Source organism: Leptolyngbya sp. FACHB-711 (assembly GCF_014695615.1).
Taxonomy (GTDB): domain Bacteria; phylum Cyanobacteriota; class Cyanobacteriia; order Elainellales; family Elainellaceae; genus Leptolyngbya_A.
This window is the reverse complement of record NZ_JACJOR010000191.1, coordinates 1-18,549: the sequence shown is the minus strand read 5'-3', so window position 1 is coordinate 18,549 and position 18,549 is coordinate 1. Positions and strand designations below refer to the sequence as shown.

At 49.9% G+C, this 18,549-nt stretch carries 18 protein-coding genes and 1 pseudogene; 3 read left to right on the top strand and 16 right to left on the bottom strand.

The features are described 5' to 3' along the window. Positions 1-116: 116 nt before the first annotated feature. The 12 genes and pseudogenes from H6F80_RS07085 to H6F80_RS07025 form a co-directional block, all read right to left on the bottom strand. Positions 117-536 (bottom strand): VOC family protein, encoded by a 420-nt coding sequence (locus H6F80_RS07085; RefSeq protein WP_190790884.1) that lies wholly within the window; start codon positions 534-536, stop codon positions 117-119. Further along, positions 533-928, bottom strand: a pseudogene (locus H6F80_RS07080) (SRPBCC domain-containing protein). The gene H6F80_RS07085 and the pseudogene H6F80_RS07080 overlap by 4 nt, the downstream one beginning before the upstream one ends. Positions 929-1,133: 205 nt before the next feature. After that, the gene (locus tag H6F80_RS31145; protein WP_242067210.1) at positions 1,134-1,280 is read right to left on the bottom strand and encodes a hypothetical protein; all 147 of its coding nucleotides are present in this window, start codon (positions 1,278-1,280) and stop codon (positions 1,134-1,136) included. Between the two features lie 150 nt (positions 1,281-1,430). Further along, a complete protein-coding gene (locus H6F80_RS07065) occupies positions 1,431-1,748 on the bottom strand; it encodes a GFA family protein (protein ID WP_190790881.1) in 318 nt (105 codons plus the stop codon). Positions 1,749-1,774: 26 nt separating this feature from the next. After that, positions 1,775-1,963, bottom strand: a complete 189-nt coding sequence (locus tag H6F80_RS07060) for a hypothetical protein (protein WP_190790880.1) — start codon at positions 1,961-1,963, stop codon at positions 1,775-1,777. A gap of 65 nt (positions 1,964-2,028) precedes the next feature. Then, positions 2,029-2,427, bottom strand: a complete 399-nt coding sequence (locus tag H6F80_RS07055; RefSeq protein WP_190790879.1) for a VOC family protein — start codon at positions 2,425-2,427, stop codon at positions 2,029-2,031. 294 nt (positions 2,428-2,721) lie between these two features. Further along, the gene (locus H6F80_RS07050) at positions 2,722-3,519 is read right to left on the bottom strand and encodes an aminoglycoside 6-adenylyltransferase (RefSeq protein ID WP_190790878.1); all 798 of its coding nucleotides are present in this window, start codon (positions 3,517-3,519) and stop codon (positions 2,722-2,724) included. 162 nt (positions 3,520-3,681) lie between these two features. Then, a complete protein-coding gene (locus H6F80_RS07045) occupies positions 3,682-4,053 on the bottom strand; it encodes a hypothetical protein (protein ID WP_190790877.1) in 372 nt (123 codons plus the stop codon). Between the two features lie 159 nt (positions 4,054-4,212). Further along, entirely contained in the window at positions 4,213-4,695 is a 483-nt protein-coding gene (locus tag H6F80_RS07040) for a GNAT family N-acetyltransferase (RefSeq protein ID WP_190790876.1), read from the bottom strand. Between the two features lie 21 nt (positions 4,696-4,716). Further along, positions 4,717-5,136, bottom strand: coding sequence for a GFA family protein (locus tag H6F80_RS30660; RefSeq protein ID WP_190790875.1), 420 nt, complete (start codon positions 5,134-5,136; stop codon positions 4,717-4,719). 294 nt (positions 5,137-5,430) lie between these two features. Then, the gene (locus H6F80_RS07030) at positions 5,431-6,330 is read right to left on the bottom strand and encodes a nucleotidyltransferase domain-containing protein (RefSeq protein ID WP_242067208.1); all 900 of its coding nucleotides are present in this window, start codon (positions 6,328-6,330) and stop codon (positions 5,431-5,433) included. Positions 6,331-6,629: 299 nt separating this feature from the next. Continuing rightward, positions 6,630-7,100: a restriction endonuclease subunit S gene (locus tag H6F80_RS07025; protein ID WP_190790874.1), complete on the bottom strand. Its 471-nt coding sequence runs from the start codon at positions 7,098-7,100 to the stop codon at positions 6,630-6,632. 305 nt (positions 7,101-7,405) lie between these two features. Here H6F80_RS07025 and H6F80_RS07020 point away from each other — a divergent pair, with 305 nt between their 5' ends. The 3 genes from H6F80_RS07020 (at position 7,406) to H6F80_RS07010 (ending at position 14,970) form a co-directional block, all read left to right on the top strand. Continuing rightward, entirely contained in the window at positions 7,406-7,696 is a 291-nt protein-coding gene (locus H6F80_RS07020; protein ID WP_190790873.1) for a helix-turn-helix domain-containing protein, read from the top strand. Between the two features lie 76 nt (positions 7,697-7,772). Further along, on the top strand, positions 7,773-10,994 hold the full coding sequence (locus H6F80_RS07015) for a hybrid sensor histidine kinase/response regulator (protein ID WP_190790872.1): 3,222 nt from the start codon (positions 7,773-7,775) through the stop codon (positions 10,992-10,994). 100 nt (positions 10,995-11,094) lie between these two features. After that, a complete protein-coding gene (locus tag H6F80_RS07010) occupies positions 11,095-14,970 on the top strand; it encodes an ATP-binding protein (protein ID WP_190790871.1) in 3,876 nt (1,291 codons plus the stop codon). A 68-nt stretch (positions 14,971-15,038) separates the two neighbouring features. Here H6F80_RS07010 and H6F80_RS07005 read toward each other — a convergent pair whose 3' ends face one another. From H6F80_RS07005 to H6F80_RS06990, 4 genes are all read right to left on the bottom strand, one after another. Then, on the bottom strand, positions 15,039-15,365 hold the full coding sequence (locus H6F80_RS07005) for a CHAD domain-containing protein (protein WP_190790870.1): 327 nt from the start codon (positions 15,363-15,365) through the stop codon (positions 15,039-15,041). 344 nt (positions 15,366-15,709) lie between these two features. After that, positions 15,710-17,908, bottom strand: coding sequence for a hybrid sensor histidine kinase/response regulator (locus H6F80_RS07000; protein ID WP_190790869.1), 2,199 nt, complete (start codon positions 17,906-17,908; stop codon positions 15,710-15,712). 7 nt (positions 17,909-17,915) lie between these two features. After that, complete coding sequence (locus tag H6F80_RS06995) at positions 17,916-18,383, bottom strand: response regulator (protein WP_190790868.1); 468 nt, start codon at positions 18,381-18,383, stop codon at positions 17,916-17,918. Then, complete coding sequence (locus tag H6F80_RS06990) at positions 18,374-18,541, bottom strand: ATP-binding protein (RefSeq protein WP_242067211.1); 168 nt, start codon at positions 18,539-18,541, stop codon at positions 18,374-18,376. The genes H6F80_RS06995 and H6F80_RS06990 overlap by 10 nt, the downstream gene beginning before the upstream one ends. Between the last annotated feature and the right edge of the window lie 8 nt (positions 18,542-18,549).

Genomic DNA, 18,549 nt, shown 5'->3' with positions numbered 1-18,549 from the left:
CGATTCAAGCCAGTTAAAGCGCGCAGCAAGCGGTCTTGTGTCAGCACCCGTTCAATATCCAGCATTTGCTTATCCCATTTCTGCCTTCTATTCTTGCTTATTTCCCGACAAGTCTATTAAGCAGCCTGATCACAGTTAATCATCCAGGGAGTGCCAAATTGATCGACCAGCATCCCGAAACGGTAAGCCCAGAAGGTTTGCTGGAGTGGCATTCGTACCGTACCGTTTTCTGCCAGGGTATGAAAGATACGTTCCGCTTCTGCTGGGTCATCCAGGCTAATCGAGACAGAAAACCCTTTCGCTTCTTCATAGTATTGGGGTGGGCTATCAGAACCCATCAATTCCTGATCGCCAAAGTGCAGGCTGGTGTGCATGATTTTGTTGTGCCATTCCGGTGGTGTCTGCTCGACCGTTGATGGATCGGGTGCTTCTCCGAACGTCATCATCGCTGTAATTTTCCCACCCAAGCATTGCTCATAGAACTTAAACGCTGCCTCACATTGACCGTTGAACATCAAATAGGGACTCAATTTCATGATGTACTCCTTGAATTAATAGGTTTAGACCTGCCAAAGTTGTCGGTGAATCTGGTGCCGAACTCGTGAAAATACAGCAGGAAGGTCATCAGCGTCTGATTACCCTGCTCTGTAAAGGTTACAGTAACCAAAGTTTCATGTTTGGGTTGATTATCCTCATCCTCCCAGGCAAAGGTTAAAACCAATCGTTCTGGCTCAATAACTTCGCGGTAGACTCCCTGCATCCAATGATCAGTGCCTTCAAGTGAACGAATACAGGCTCGATAAATGCCGCCCACTTGCACGTTCATCTAACAAGCGATCGCTCTAAAATCCTCGGGACCTAACCAACGAGCAAAATGCTCTGGCTGAGTCCAAACTCTGAATACAAGGCTGCGGGGTGCAGCAAACACACGCGCGATCGTCAGTTCGTTTTTCGGTGTTGCCGTTAATTACCCCGTCTTTTGCAGCCATGATTTTTCTCCATAACTCTGCTCCCAGAATTGACGGTATTGTTCCAGCCAGTGATCCACACCCTTAAGTGGTTCTGCCTCTAGCCGGCAGGGCCGCCATTGCTTGTCTCGACCCCATGTAATCAATCCAGCCCGTTCTAGTACCTTAAGATGTTTGGAAATAGCAGGCAGGCTCAAAGGGCTGGGCTAGTTCCATTACTGAGGCTTCGCCTTTTGTCAGATGAACCAGGATGGCACGACGGGTGGGATCAGCCAGGGCAGAAAAGGTGATGCTCAATGGGTCGGTGGGCATTGAGATGGGAAGTATTTAACCGCGCAGTTAATCAAGTAATAGTATAAATGTACTACTGAAGGTTGTCAAGAGATAGTTGAGGAATGGTCATCAGCCATTGGTTATTGGGACTCACACTCTCAGATCGATCGCTTTTCTCGCTTCCAGCGACTACCAGAGATTTCGTCCGTCAAGATGTTCAACCCGCACTGCCGCAAGGCCGAAATCGTCAAACAGCCTTGCATTAACAGCGACCTGCGATCGAGTGAAATCGGGTCCGTTTTCGCCCCACGTAAAGCGCAATTCGTTGTGGGTACTGCATCCGCAAATCGCGCAATGATGTTTATGGATAGTCTCATCCCTGGTATAAACGGTTGTGTGCTCATTCGTGATGAAAACGACCTGCTCTGGCGGATAGTAAGCCCACAACACCCCACGCTTAAAGCAAAACGTACATTCACTCCCTCCTTTCCAATTGGAGCCAACCATCTGTGAATGAATCTATGGTAGAAACCTTACGCCACGTCAGGGTCAAGGGGTAGAACAGAAAAAGTTCCTTGCTCTGCGGCTGCGATCGTCTTAAATTGTGTGGCGATCGTGCCTTCCATCATCTGACACTGCTGCTCGGGTGTGGGTAGGGCTACTGATGGGTTAGCTTTCCCGGTCGAGTGCAGTTTGGGTTTGATGCCTGAGTTTAGCTGCACAACGGACTGCGTGAAGCCGTGAATACCGAGAAGCTTTGAGCCGATGCGTCAGTTGCGACGATTGATTAGGGAACCAGCGGAGCGGGCGTGCTTTCTCCAATTCCAGGAGCAGGCAGCGGTGCACACAATCCCAATAGCGTACCGTCCGGCGCACGGACATAAGCAACCTCCTGCCCCCAAGGCAGCACGTATGGCTCCGCAAGCACCTGCGCCCCTGCCGCGACAGCACGCCTGAACGCACCGCGCACATCGTCCGTTGTAAAGGCCACCTCAATGTTCGCCACGCGCGTCTGCAAGCTCGGTCGTTCATAGCCCGCTGGCATCAAACGCTCCCCTGTCAAGTGCGCCGCCACCGCCAGAGTAACAGCTCCGCACCCCGTTAACTCCCCAAACTGGTAGTCGGGGTCGTAGAAGCGGCGCGTCAGTCCAAGCGCACACTCGTAAAACTCAAGAGCGGCTGGCACCGCTCCATCCTCCACATAGACCACCACGCTCGTCAATTCCATCCGACCTCCTCGTGAGCAGCAGTTACCCCTCCTATACAGCCAGCTAACAACCAAGCTCACCCGTCACCAGAAGGGAGCAGGGCACGAGCAGATTGTAGGGGGTTAGTGCAGCGCCTTTGCCTCATGTTAATCCTTAACTGAGCCATTGTTGAACACTGATCACCTCATAATGAGTTCGACAGCCAGTGCAGTCAAAATCATACCCGTCATACGATCGCAGACTTTGTGTATTAATCAGGGTGAGTGAGAATCTTAGACTTGATGTGCACGCATCGTCCTCAAATATTCAACAGCCGCTTCCTCAGCCGCTTCATGCTGGATCACTGTTGCTGAACGGAACGATCGATAAATTTCAATGCAGCGTTCCAATGCAAGATAACAACTCTCCCGATCGTGCGGAGCAACCGTGCCTTTAAGAGCTTCAGCTAGGTTAGGTGTAAGTTGCTCAATCTTCCGAACACCTGAGGGTTTGCATCCTGCTTGCAGGAGTCCCAAAGGACCAAGAACCGTACTACGGAGATATGAAATGAAGTCTAGCGCCTCAAATAGTTCTCCTCGCGCGATTTTGCCAGTTCCATAGTGAATCCATATCCAGAATCGATCCTCGATCCACTGCTCATTGGGTAAGGGATACGTACCGGTGCTAGCAGCATAAGCCTGTGATAGACGATCGTCACGTTCCCAAAGAACCACTGGCTCATCGACTCGCGTTGCAACATCAGTAATGGGCAAAAATTTGAGATCGACATGCAATAGCGGTAAGTTGTAAAGGCAGATCAATACCCGTGGCTCACCCACATGCTCTCCAGTAAACGATACCAATAACTCTCCGAGTGATGCAGCAATGCTCTGTCGCTCAGACATGACCTGTTCAAAGCTTTCAGGCTCCACGGCAATGATCAAATCAAGATCACTGAACTCGTCCATTGAGTTCTCCGCCCAAGAACCTGCTGCTGCAACACCCACCAATCGCGAGTCTGCTGCAAAATGCGGTACGGCTCTGCTGATGAACAGTTGATGAGTGGTCAGTGCAGTCGTTGGAACTTCCATAGATTGGTTGTGAAGGTGATGTTGGATAGTGTTGCTAACATGGCCATTACCCGCCGGAAATAGTCTTTGCATCACAACTGATCCTCTTTCAACGATCGATATGCATAAGCGTTGTTAGGCAGTACTGTTGAGACGAATTTCTTGTATGGGAGCTGTTAGAAATTAAGCTTGCCGTTTATAAGAAAAATAACGGTTCAAATCTTTATTGCTGATCATATAAATGGGAATAACAGTGCTGAGAATAACCATCATTAGACTTCCAATCATCAGGATAGTCGAGAGTTTTGAACTAAGCGCAAGCACCATCGCGATTAGAACGACAACCAGTAAACTACAGATGCCCACCAAAAGCCATTTAGCCCATTTCCGTCCCTGTATAACAAAATACATCACTGCAATTGTGAATAAGATGCGACCAATCGCCCACTTATCCTTGGCGATGATCACTAATGCAGTGTCTAAGACGCAGAGCAGCAGAAACAAAGCAAGTAGATAATTTCGAGCATTCAGCGCAGATTGATCGAGTTGGGTCATGGGTTTGGTGATGAGCCAGAGAGATTGACGCTTACTGTATAGTATCTGTCCAGATATCGGTAAACTGCTTCCTACTTAATTTTTGGTCGGCATGAATAGTTGCAAAAAAATCTGCACTTTCAACGTATCTGCCCGGACTTTCGTTCCCTACAAGCAGGGTCAGGTTACGCCACTTGTACGCTCCCACCGCCACACAAGACCGTCCTCCGGATCGTTCACCTCTCCAGCCCAGCGGAAGCCACACTTGGTAAGAACCCGCGTTGAAGCATTCTCCTCCGGCCGTGTGTGGGCACAAACTAACCGCACCCGAGAACTCTCTAAGGCATAGCGGGTCAGGGCTGCTGCTGCCTCAGTCGCATACCCACGCCCTTGGTGATCGGCATCCACGCCGTAGGCAATTTCAACGACGCGATCGGAATTGGGTGGACCTTTGTACCCACAGCTGCCAATGACGGCACCGCTCGTCTTAAGCACGATCGCGAAGCCATGTGTCCACGGGTTCGCAGATGAGGCAGCCCGAAGCTGTGCAAGCCAGCCAAGGGAAACCTCAGCCTGATCTGCAGGGCTCATCGTCTCAATCTGGGCGAGAATCTCTTCGGTCGATTGCAGCACAAGGCGGAGATGTGTGGTTTCAAGTTCCATCGCATTAGGCACGTTCTAGCTCTACCATGACTCTGGATACTCGGCATGGGTGGGCAGCCCGCCGCTCGTACAGCCCCACGGCGCTCTCGATGCCCAGAAGATGTGATCTGTCGGAGTGATAGGTGGGACGGTATCCAACGAGCCTGCCGGAATCACCATGATCTTACCGTTGCGCGCGAGACGTGGGACGGGACATCCGCAATGACGGCAAAACCATTTGCCGAAGCTCTTTGCCGTGGAAAGGTCATACCGGGTGATGTCTTCCTCCCCTGAAAGCCATCGGAACTGGCTGGGTTCAACAGTTAGATTGGTGGCGTGACCCGTGCCCGTACCTTTGCGACACCGTGAGCAGTGGCAATGAACCATTTTCTGGAACGGCGGGTTCACTTCAAATGTCACCGTTTTGCAAAGGCAACCTCCGTGAATACTGGATTGATTCATCTGCTCTCCCCGATCGCCTTCCATACATCACCATTTGACCCCAAAACACAAAACTCCAACCTTAGAAGCCGAAGTTTTGACCTTTGAACTCCAACATCTGCGCTCGGCAGGCAAAACTTGGACTTCCAAACACGGAATTTCGACTTCCGAACTTCAAACTTTAACCTCGGAACCTCAAGCGTCATTCTCAGATCTCCAACCTCAACAATTCCCCTTTATAGCAGGATATCCAGACTTGAAGAGGCAATCAGAATTGCAGAGATAAGATGCAAGGAATTCAAAATCCGTTGCATTTTACATTGTTAAACGCCGATCGCCATACCATTGACTCAATTCCTGCTCAATTTCATCCAGGATAGCGGTAGCTTCGCTGATGCCCGAAGGGCCTACCACCCCCCTGGTCGATTCTGCGTCAGCCGCTAACAATGCAAACACTGACTCGATTCGTCTTTGATAGTCCGCAGGACAAAGCGTAAAGCCATTAGCAAGTGCCACAGCACCCTTCTCATTCAGCAGGTACACCTCATTCAGCGCAAATAGAACCTGATTCATACATGCCACACTGCGAAAACAGCAGCCTGCGGCATAGGCAACATCACCCCGTGCAACTGCTTTTTGAGCAACCACTAGCGAGAAACTGATTTCCCAAGCGAATTTGTTAATGGTTGCCTCCGCAAGTTTTGCCGGATAAGGTATTGTCTTAACCTTCAAAGCAGCTAAAACGCCATTTGGATCATGAAGTGGCAGACAAAGGGCGACTTCACCCATGTAAATTGAAGATACAAAGCCGTGGGGGTGCCCAGGTTGGTAGTCGATCGTGATTTTTCCAGCATGACAGTTATCGATGACCTGATTTACCTGAGCCACGTTCCGATAAAGAAAATCGACTGGAATGCCTTCCACCTTGAGCCACCCTCCGCCGTTAATCCACGTTCCCCACTCACCGATTGGGGTGATCAAGTTTGTACGATGGCTATCGTCCAGTTTAGAGGCAAGGTGATTCAGAGCAAGGAGATCAGGCGGATTCTCGGGCTGGTAATAAAGCCCCAGATCTACGTCTGACTTTGAGGTGTGGTTGCCTCTTGCCCTTGAGCCTCCCAGTGAGATCGCCACAATTCCCTCAATTGCCTGCAATCGATCGACAACATGATGAATAAACTGGGGCAACTGCTGATTCATATTGCTCTGTCCCATCGTTTGTTCTAAACAACAATTGGGTGAACTGAAGCAGCGAAACTCATCACTCCAGTTCACCCACGACAGATTGCCAATCTGGAACTGATCTTAACTGTTTCAGGCAAGGTTCAACGCTTTCAATCCATTTTTACTCTCTTGTTTGGGTCTTGTCTGTGAACCCAGGCAAGAAATTCTTGTAGCTGTGGGTCTTGCTTTAGCTTCTCTAGAGTATTCAGGTGTAATCCCAAATGGGAGTTGTCGTAGAGCCTATGGATTTGTCGGTGGCAGGCAGAGCAAATTTGAATTGTGGGGCTGGGTCAAGCCCCTTGCGTTTCGTCTTTTGGCCAGGAATCAAGTGGTGTTCGGTGAGAGCGAGCATCTCTTGATGGCAAAGTTCGTAGGGCTGCGGCTCTTCCGTCCTTTTGTGCCTTTGCTACCCTGCACTTTTTCTCGCTCTGTCCGAATTCGATCGAGCAACACGGAAGCAGGTTCATCATTGGAGCTTGCTCAACTAGTTCACCTCGAAAGGCCTTGGCAAGGGTTGACTGATTGAGGACATCTAAACTTTTAGTTATTTGAGTAGATGAGTTTCTAAGTTCTCCAATAAGCTCCATTAAGTTCTTAATTCGTTTAACCTTATTCTGTTCCTTAATACTTGGTACTTTCACTACATAATGCGAGAGTGAAGCACCAGTCAAATGCTTAATAGTTGAACCAGTATAATGACGTTCTAATTTTCCTGTAATAGCATCAAACTGTAAATGATAAATAAACCAATACGGATTCATACCTTCAGAGGGTCTTAATCAGAGTATTGCTTTCTAATACTTAAAAACATCGTCTTTACCCTCCCAGACAGCGGCACCTCAGGTTCTCCACCTTCATAGATGAGTCCATCACCTCTCTTGATGCTAACTAGCTATTCCTGTCGTTCGTTCTGAACAATGATGATGATTGCTTTGAACCACCTAGGGCTGGAGAACTGAAAACAGCTCAAAGTTTATCAACAGCAAAATGCTTCTGACTCTGGATAGTAGACAGGAAGACGATTTCCGCCAAAGGTGGTATGTAGCTCTATATAATTGTCCATGAGATGCTCCTCACACCCAAACCGCGTCGGCTGCAACAACCCGCGATCGCTCAACTCGTGCGAGAACTGCGCCATGCAATGCAGCTATCGCAGGAAAAGTTTGCTGACGAATTAGGCATGACCTTTGCCACCATTAATCGTTGGGAGAATGGACGCGCTACGCCTTCTCCTTTAGCACTTAAGCAAATTGACATGTTGCTAAACCAGTTGTCTCAGTCCCCCAATGCGACGTTGCGGGAACGCAGCCAGGCCATTCGAGGCAAATATTTCCCGGATAGGAAAGCAAACGCATGATGCACTGGCTAGAATCCGTTCACTATTCATTCCTCATTCCAACCTCAATTCTGAGTTCACTGCCCCCGCTGATTCTATGACTGACCCAGTGTCGCAAAAACCTTTCACCCCGCCGATTCCCGCAAACGAAGCAGAACGGTTGGCAGCCCTACATCGCTACAAAATTCTCGACACGCCACCCGAAGCTGCATTCGATCGCATCACTCGCTTGGCAGCACGGCTATTTGATATGCCGATCGCGCTCATTTCATTGCTTGATGAGTCAAGAGCCTGGTTTAAGTCCTGCGTTGGCTTCGGTGCAAATGAAGTGTCCCGTGATGCGACACTTTGCAGCTTTGCAGTGCTGACTGATGAGCCGCTGATTATCCCCGATGCTCGGCTCGACGATCGCTTTGCCTGTAATCCCTTCGTCCAAAGTGAACCGGGAGTGCGGTTTTACGTAGGTGCGCCCCTGCTCAGTCACGACGGCTTTAATCTCGGAACCCTGTGTCTACTCGACAGTCAGCCCCGCGACCCATTCACCGCAGAGCAGCAAGCGACCCTGGTGGATTTAGCCGCTATGGTGGTCGATGAATTGGAACTGCGATTGGCAGCCCAGAAGATTGCCCAGTCGGAAGAAGAATACCGCACGCTGTTTGAGTCAATTGATGAAGGCTTTTGCATTTGCGAAATGCTGTTTGATGAGCATGGTAAACCCCATGATTATCGATTTCTGAAAGTCAATCCCACCTTTGCCAAGCTCACGGGCTTAGAGTCAGCAGTGGGTAAAACGGCACGGCAACTCGTTCCCGATTTAGAGAACGATTGGGTTGAGATTTACGGCAGCGTTGTACAAACAGGCAAATCTGTACGGTTCGAGCAGCAGTCGATCGCCCTGAATCGTTGGTTTAATGTCAATGCTTTTTGCGTCAATGAGCCGCAGAACCACCAGTTTGCCATTCTATTTACAAACATCAGCGAAGCGAAGCGCGTCGAAGACGAACGCAAAAAGGTTGAGCAAGAGCGGGAGCAGTTTTTTGCTGTCGCCTCAGATTTGCAAGTAATCACGAGAACTGATGGGTACTTTCAGTGGGTTAGTCCCACTTTTGAACGGTTGCTCGGTTGGAAACCTGACGAAATAACCTCCCGTCCTTGGACAGATTTTGTCCACCCAGACGACATCAACCCATCCGTCTTGGAAACAGATAGTCTTTTCTCTGGCAACGAAACCTTAGCGTTTGAAAACCGCTATCGCCACAAAGATGGTTCTTATCGCTGGTTGCTTTGGAGAGCAAAGCCTCAGCTAGAAGAACAAGTGATTTATGGGGCTGCCATTGACATTACCGATCGCAAACTTGCAGAAGTCGCATTGCGCGAGAGTGAGGAGCATTTCCGCACCCTAGCAGATAATATCTCTCAATTTGCGTGGATGGCAGACGCGAACGGCTGGATCTTTTGGTACAACCGCCGCTGGTTTGAGTACACGGGCACCACCCTGGAGCAAATGCAGGGCTGGGGTTGGCAACAGGTGCATCATCCTGATTACGTTGATCGCGTCGTTAAGTATGTCCGCCGCTGTTTTGAAACGGGTGAACACTGGGAAGATACTTTTCCACTGCGAAGCAAAGATGGAGAATACCGATGGTTTCTATCTCGCGCGATTCCGATTAGGGATGAAGCGGGAACTGTTTTGCGCTGGTTTGGCACCAACACAGATATTACTGATCACAAACAAGCTCAACTGGAGATCCAGAAGTTTGCTTCCCTTGCTGATAGCAGTACAGACTTCATTGGCATGTGCGACCTAAATTTTGTGCCGTTCTACATCAATGAAGCAGGCAGAAAAATGGTCGGGCTAGAGGACGTGCAGCAATATCGAGAAACGCCAGTTGGAGAATTTTTCTTTCCTGAGGACCAAGACTTTATCCTCAATAGTTTTTTCCCGCGTGTGTTGCAGGATGGACAGGCAGAAGTAGAAATTCGCTTTCGCCATTTCAAGACAGGTGAAGCGCTGTGGATGACGTACAACGTTTTTTACCTCCAAGACGTAAACGGCCAGCAAATTGGTTTGGCAACTGTCAGCCACAATATCACTGAGCGCAAACAGGTCGAAGCTGTCCGCTTGCACCTCGCAAAGGAACGTGAACAGCTCTTACAGCGCGAACAATCCGCACGGGAGACAGCTGAACGTGCAAATCGCATCAAAGACGAATTTTTGGCAGTGCTCTCTCACGAGTTGCGATCGCCCCTCAACCCGATCTTGGGTTGGACAAGATTACTGCAAAGCGGCAAATTAGATGCAACTCAGCAACGCGAAGCATTGGCAACGATCGAGCGTAACGCCAAGCTCCAGACGCAACTGATTGAAGATCTACTCGACATCTCTCGCATCATGCAGGGCAAGTTGAGCTTAACCGTAGCTCCTGTCAGTTTGACGTTTGTGATTACAGCAGCAATTGAAACCGTGCGGTTGGCAGCAGAAGCCAAGCAAATTCAAATCTTGCTTGACCTCACAACCGCAATCGCTCCTGTTTCTGGTGATGCAGCTCGGTTACAGCAAGTGATCTGGAACTTGCTCACGAATGCCGTTAAGTTCACACCAAACGGTGGACAAGTGACCATTGAACTGCGACAACTCGATCACCTAGCTCAGATTCGAGTGATTGATAGCGGCAAAGGCATTGATCCGCAATTTCTACCTCATGTGTTTGAGTACTTCCGGCAGGCAGATTCGACAACCACTCGCAAGTTTGGCGGATTGGGGCTAGGGTTAGCGATCGTGCGGCAAATTGTGGAAATGCACGGGGGAACCGTTTGGGCAGAGAGCGAAGGAGAGAATCAAGGTGCAATCTTTACTGTACAGCTACCCCTCGGTTCACAAGCTCGATCAGTCGAGACAGATGCGCCCTATGACAGTGTGACGACAGAGGCTCCCTTGAGAAACTTGAAAATTTTGCTGGTGGATGATGAGACTGATGCTCGTGAACTTCAGGCGTTTCTCTTAGAACAAAGTGGAGCAAGCGTGACAGCTGTTGTCTCTGGGTTTGAAGCGCTGCAAGCCCTCGATCAGTTCATTCCCAATGTGCTTGTGAGTGACGTGGGTATGGCAGAAATGGATGGGTATATGCTGATGCAGCAGATCCGATCGCGTCCTCCCAACAGGGGTGGCAAGATTCCGGCGATTGCGCTGACGGCTTACGCTAGAGATCTGGATCAACAAAAGGCGTTAGAGTCTGGCTTTCAAAGACATTTGAGCAAACCTGTGGAACCAGAAGCATTAGTGCAGACGATCGTCACATTGCTGAAGAGCACCAAATGAATCAACATAATTCAGTACTATCAGTTTCCAATTAGCTAGACGGATTAGTTGAAAGAGAAATGGGCATGACATTGGTAATGCATACGACAGGAGAAGCAGCATGAACCAGTCCGACCATCTGAGCGATCACGAACTGGAGCGCTTCTTCCCAGGCGATAGTGAGCTTGCAGTTCGAATGCGTGCCCTTGATTGGTCACAAACATTGCTTGGTCCCTTTTCCGGCTGGGCATCGAGCCTGAAAACAGCCGTAAGTATTAGCTTAAACTCCCGCTTTCCGATGGTGATTTGGTGGGGCAAGGAACTTGTGTTGATTTATAACGATGCTTGGCGACCCATCCTAGGCACTAAACACCCAAACGCACTCGGACGACCAGGACAAGAAGTTTGGTCAGAAATTTGGGACATTATTGGCGTGCAGCTTCACAGCGTTCTGGAAACAGCCCAAGCAACCTGGTCTGAAGATATGCTGCTGCTCGTCGATCGCTATGGATTCACCGAGGAAACCTATTTCACTTACTCCTATAGCCCTATCTTCCTGAGTACAGGAGAGGTTGGAGGGGCGTTCACTGCTGTGACTGAGACCACCCGGCGAGTGATCGGTGAACGGCAACTCAGAACGTTACGAGAACTAGCAGCAAACACAGTGGAAGCCAAGTCAGTTGGGGAAACCTGTCGGATCGCCAGTGCCACTCTGGCAAACAACCCTTACGACATCCCCTTTGCCTTGCTGTACTTAGTCGAACAAGCTGGCACAGAGGCTCATCTGGTCGGAACGGTCAGGGTAGACGCCGAAACTCCTGCCAGTCCTAAACAGGTTGACCTAACTCAAGAAAATGATGACTGGGAGTTTGCCAAGGTACGCAGGACAGGAACCCTTGAAATTATTGATGATTTAATGACCCGGTTTGGGAGGCTAACGGGTGGAGCTTGGGATGAGCCTTCGCGATCTGCCATTGTCTTGCCAATTGTTCAAGCTGGGCAAAAGCAGCAATTATCAGGGTTATTGGTGCTTGGAGTTAGCCCTCGACGTGCATTTAATGATGAGTACCAGGGCTTTTTTGAACTGGTTGCCAGCAATGTAGCAACGGCGATCGCCAATGCCCAGGCCTATGAAGAAGAACGCAAACGGGCTGAAGCACTCGCCGAACTCGATCGCGCTAAAACCGTGTTTTTCAGCAACGTGAGTCATGAGTTTCGCACACCCCTGACGTTGATGCTGGGTCCGATTGAAGATGCGTTGAGCGATCGGGATGAACCTCTGCTTGCAAATCAGCAAACGCGAATTGAAATGGTGCAACGGAATGGCTTGCGGTTGTTGAAGCTGGTCAATACGCTCCTTGACTTTTCTCGAATCGAATCTGGGAGAAGTCAAGTGGTCTATGAACCAACAGATTTAGCAGAATTTACCGCAGAATTGGCAGGTGTCTTCCGTTCGGCGATCGAACGCGCCAATCTTCGGCTGGTTGTCAATTGTTCTCCGTTACCCAAACCCGTGTATGTCGATCGCGAACTGTGGGAAAAGATCGTCCTCAATTTGCTCTCGAATGCCTTCAAGTTCACCTTTGCAGGAGAGATCTCAGTTTACCTGGAATGGCAAGGCAACCATGTTCAGCTAGCCGTGCGGGACACGGGTATTGGTATTCCGGCTGGGGAACTGCCTCAACTGTTTGAGCGGTTTCATCGAGTTAAAGGAGCACAGGGGCGCAGCTTTGAGGGATCGGGAATTGGACTTTCCCTGGTTCAGGAGTTAGTGAGATTGCACCAGGGCACGATCGACGTTGCCAGTGTGGAAGGGCAAGGAACCTGCTTCACAATCACTATTCCAACCGGAACAGATCATTTGCCCCAAGACCGCATTAATGCCGATCGCACCTCATCATCAACGGCATTACGTGCGAACGCTTATGTGGAAGAAGCCCTACGTTGGCTCCCTGAAGCAGGGAATGGGAAATCGGAAATCGGAAATCGGGAAGAAATACTTCCGACCCTCACTCCTGACTCTCCAGTGCCTACCCCCTCGGCTGCCCGGATTCTTTTAGCAGACGACAACACGGATATGCGCGATTACGTCAAGCGGCTTTTAAGTCAGCAATACGAGGTAGAAGCAGTATCAGATGGCGCTAAAGCTCTGGCGGCTGCTCGGCAGCGGGTTCCAGATTTAGTCTTGACAGATGTGATGATGCCGCAACTGGATGGGTTTGGCTTATTACAAGCCCTGCGAGCCGATCCGCAAACGAGAGAGGTTCCCATCATTCTGCTGTCTGCTCGTGCGGGAGAAGAAGCCCGCGTGGAGGGATTAGCAGCAGGAGCCGATGATTATCTGACCAAACCCTTTTCTGCCCGTGAGTTAATCGCGCGAGTGGAGGCAAGTCTAAAACTGGCTCAATTGCGGCGAGAAGCAACCCAGCAAGAGCATTTGCTCCGGATGGAAGCAGAAACCATTAGAGCTAGATTAGAAAGCGTTTTGGCTGGGATTAATGATCAATTCATTGTGCTCGATCGCGAATGGCGCTATACCTTTGTGAATGAGCAAGTATCCGCAGTAACGGGCAAGACTCAGGAAGAGTTGCTGGGGCACTGCATCTGGAAGTTGTTTCCTGAAGTCGTGAACACGCCCTTTGATACTGCTGTGCATCGTGCCGTAACTGAACAAATCTTTGTTCGAGTCGAACTTTTTTATCCACCCATCCAACGCTGGTTTGAGAATCGCATTTATCCCTTTGCAAAGGGTGTCACCATTTTCGTTAGTGATATTAGTGATCGCAAACAAGCTGAAGCAGAACGGGAGCAACTGCTTGTCCGGGAGCAAGCAGCACGACAAGAAGCCGAGCAAGCGAACCGCATTAAAGATGAATTTCTCGCCGTGCTCTCTCATGAGTTGCGATCGCCGCTCAATCCCATTCTGGGTTGGTCAAGACTGCTGCAAAACGGCAACCTAGACGAAGCAAAGACCAAGCAAGCGATCGCCACCATTGAACGCAACGCCAAACTGCAAGCGGAATTGATTGAGGATTTGTTGGATGTCTCCCGAATTCTCCAAGGCAAATTAGCTCTCAATGTCAGTCCAGTTGATTTGGCAGTCATTATTAAAGCAGCACTCGAAACAGTGCGACTCGCAGCAGAAGCCAAATCGATTCAGATGAAATTCAGCTTGTCTGAGGTTGGACAGGTTTCAGGCGATGCAACTCGTTTACAGCAAGTGGTGTGGAACCTGCTCTCTAATGCGGTTAAGTTCACACCCGCAGGGGGTCAAGTTGAGGTGCGACTAGCACAGACCGATCATCAAGCCCAAATCACGGTCAGTGATACCGGAGAAGGGATTCCTGCTGAGTTCTTACCCTACGTCTTCGATTACTTTCGCCAAGCAGATAGTACAACCACTCGTAGATTTGGGGGATTAGGACTGGGTTTAGCGATCGCACGTCACTTGGTTGAACTTCACGGCGGCACAGTACAGGCAGCCAGTAGAGGTGAAGGTATGGGAGCAACGTTCACAGTCAAACTACCACTGCCAAGGACTGAGAACCAAGGACTGAGGACTGAGGGTTTAGCATTCAACACTCAGCATTCAACACTCAGTCCTTTAGAGGGCGTTCAAGTTTTGGTGATTGATGACGAAGTTGATTCATGCGAGTTTGTGGCGTTTGTTCTGGAGCAGGCAGGTGCCAGCGTCACCACTGCTGCGACCGCCAGCGAAGGATTTTTAGCATTAACGCAGTCTCCGCCTGATATACTCCTGAGCGACATTGGCATGCCTGACATGGATGGCTATATGTTGATGCGACAGATTAGGAGACTGCCACCTGAGCAAGGAGGACAAGTCAAGGCAATCGCCCTGACGGCTTACGCTAGAGATCTAGATCAACAGCAAGCGCTACAAGCTGGATTTCAACAGCATTTGAGCAAACCTGTGGATCCAGAGGTGGTGATAAAAACTGTTGTAGCGTTAGTGCAAAAGGACGACAGTGAATATTAACCACACTAAATCTGACATCCTTTTAACAAGCAAATCTCATTATGAAACCCAATGACGAAAACGGCAGGCTACTCCTGTAGGCTCCTATCAGCAAGCCTTTCAGCCTTAGCGACCATTTTGTCTTCATTGCTATACAAGGACGGATATTGAAGTAAAGCACTGCCCGCTTTGGGAAGCTCGATCGCACCATCAAAGACTTGGAGGGCAGTCCGGAGGCGACGGGTTCCAACCCGCATCTGATGTAATGCTTCTGGATTTTTATCTGCCAGTACCTTCTTTTCTTGCTTAACGATACGGCGATATTGTTCCGCAATGACCTGGTGAGCGTACGCTTCCAATGGTTGGGGAAGTTGAGCTATTGAGTTTGCTGATTCACCCTGTTGTGCTTCAAACATAGCCTCTAACTTCAAATTGAAAGACTGAACCCTGAGCCAGAATGGGATTTTAATCGAAGATTAACCTAGATTAAATCACCCAATCGTATGGTTTTAACCAAAACAGAATCTTCGCTAAGTTTGAGGGATTTAGGGACAGGTACATTACCAAATCTGAGGTATTGCAGTAGCAATCGAATCGAGTGATTTTGTTTAGCTTCTTGATTGCGTTCCTACGGCTATGAATCGAGCCGCACTCTGGGCCCCACTCTGGGCACTGCACGGAAATCAGTCCTAATTCATACCCTAATTATGCAACGCCGTAATTATGCAACGCCGTGCGATGACAAGCTTTAAGCAGCATCCTAAGAACCAACAGAGTAAGTAACGCTTCCACTGAGGTTAACTGCATCGCTGGTTCGGTTAGCCAGATTGGCAATTAGCGCAATGAGCTGGGTTGGGTTAATGGGTTTAGCCAGATGATCTTGAAACCCTGCTGAGAAAGCGGCTTGGCGATCTTCTTCCCTGGCATAGGCAGTCACTGCGATCGCCGGAATTTGTCCACCCTGCTCAGGGTTGAGCGCGCGCACTTGCTTTAAGAGCGTATAGCCATCCTCACCCGGCATCCCAATATCGCTAATCAGTAAGTTGAATGGTTTGACTGCACTGGTTAAGGCTGAGAGTCCTTCGCTGGCAGATGCAGCAGCAATCACTTCAGCTCCACACTCTTGCAGAATTGAAAGCAGCAGGATGCGGGCATCTTGATCATCATCAATGATGAGGATTCGCAGCCTATTGAATTGAGCCGGACAACCAAACGGGTCAGCCACATCAATTTCAGAAGAGCTGGGTTTTGTCTGCTTGAACTCCAGTCTTGAAGCAAGCAGCGGTAGCTTCACGGTGAAGGTTGCTCCCCTCCCTTCGCCCATACTATTGGCAGCAACACTCCCTCCGTGTAAATCAACCAGATGCCGCACGATCGCCAAACCTAAGCCCAAGCCGCCATGCGTGCGGGTAATTGAACTATCTGCCTGTCGAAAGCGATCGAACACGTAGGGGAGAAATTCGGGCTTGATGCCCTGTCCAGTGTCAGTGACGGTAATTTGAGCGTGACGGGAATGGGGAGATGGGGGGATGGCATATTCTCCCACGCCTCCATCAATTTGCTCTAGTCGCACCTCCACTTGCCCACCCTGCGGTGTGAATTTGACTGCATTGCTGAGTAGGTTCCAAACGACCTGCTGCAATCGTTCTGAATCTCCTGAAATCTGCCCAATCTGAGAGTTTGTAGTGACGTGGAGCTGAATATTTTTGGCTTCTGCGGTTGGGCGCACGGTTTCAATCGCGGCTTCAACCACGGGCAGTAGCTCCAGCGGTCGGAGGGTGAGGCGGAGTTTACCTTGCAGAACCCGGGATACGTCAAGCAAATCTTCAACCAGTCTTGCCTGTGCCCTGGCATTGCGTTCAACCGTTTCTAAGGCACGAGTGGTGGTAGGAGCGTCAAACTGGCGATTGCGAAGGAGGCTCAGCCAGCCAATAATGGCGTTGAGGGGCGATCGCAGCTCGTGGGACAACATCGCCAGAAATTCATCTTTGATGCGGTTGGCTTCCTGCGATTTTTGATAAAGGTGAGCATTATCGATCGCCAGTGCCGCGCGATCGGCAATATCTTGCAGGAAGATTTGATCGTCGTGGGTATAAGGCTGATTGGGGGCCTCTCGAATTAAGATCAAGCTGCCAATGCTCCGTTCGCGGACTTGAAGCGGCACAATCATCAGACTGTGAATGGCAAATTGCTCTAGATAGGGTGAATAGTCTGCTGTGAAAGGGGCAAAGGATTCTGTAGCAGTCGCGATCGGCAAACGCAGGGATTGCTGAGTATGTAGAACTCGGGCAGATAGCCCTTCATTGGCTCGCTGTGGAAAGGTATTGCCCAGGTGTCGCAGCAGGGCGATCGCTTCAGGCGTGGGATGATAAACTGCCCGAATCTGGAGCCACTTACCATCATCAGAAATCAGTTGCAGAATGCAGACCTCTCCAATCAAGTTCCCAACTTGGCGGCAGACCGTATCCAGCAGGGTTTGAAAATCCAGAATGGCTTCTGAGAAGATGCGAGAGGTTTCTGCCAGCATTTGCAGGCGATTCGCATAGTTCACCAGCCGCGCTTCAGCGTGCTTACGAGCTTTTCGTTCTTCTGCTTCTTTAAGGGCACGCTGAACCGAGGGAACCAATCGCTCTAGCCGCTGTTTCAGTACATAATCAGTTGCACCGCTTTTGAGCATCTCTACGGCCACTTCTTCTCCCAATGTCGCCGAAACAAAGAGAAAAGGGATATCGGGGCACTGTTCACGGGCAATTTTTAGCGCAGAAAATCCATCAAACGAGGGCAGCGAGTAGTCTGCCAGAATCAGATCGAAATCATGCTGGGCGATCGCCGCTATAAAATCCTGCCGGGTTTGCACCTGCACCAGTTCATAGTCCAGTCCGCCTTCCAGCAACACAGCCTGGATCAGATCAGCATCGATCGCACTATCTTCAAGCAACAGGAAACGGAGTAGGGTCATCGCAGGTTTAATCTTGGGGAACAGGGCGAGCAGGTGGAAGTGCACCAGGAGGCGGTTGGTTGACGACTGCCCAGAACAACCCTAGCTCCTTAATCGCTTCGACAAACTCATGAAAATCGACGGGTTTGACCACATAAGCATTGGTATTCAAGTTGTAGCTATTGACTAGATCTTTTTCTTCGCGGGAAGAAGTCAGGATCACGACGGGTACCGCTTTCAGTTCTGGGTCAGACTTGAGTTTGGCAAGCACTTCCAGCCCATCAACTTTAGGCAATTTCAGATCGAGCAGCACCACCCCCGGATGCCCTTCTCGCCGCAATCGGTAAATGCCGCGTCGATAAAGGTAATCTAGTGCTTCTTCCCCATCTCGCGTCACGACGACTTCATTGGCTAAACAGTTTTCTGCCAGGGCTGCCAGAATAAGCTCAATATCTCTCGCGCTATCTTCCACCAGTAAAATTCGCTTTAGTTCCATGTCGCCTCCTGGTGTGGGGTGTTGGGGAGCGAAAAGTAGAAGGCAGCCCCGCGATCGAGTTCTCCTTCTGCCCAGACCTTGCCACCATGCCGATGAATAATGCGCTGCACATTGGCTAAGCCGATGCCCGTTCCCTCAAACTGCTCGTTAGTATGCAATCGTTGAA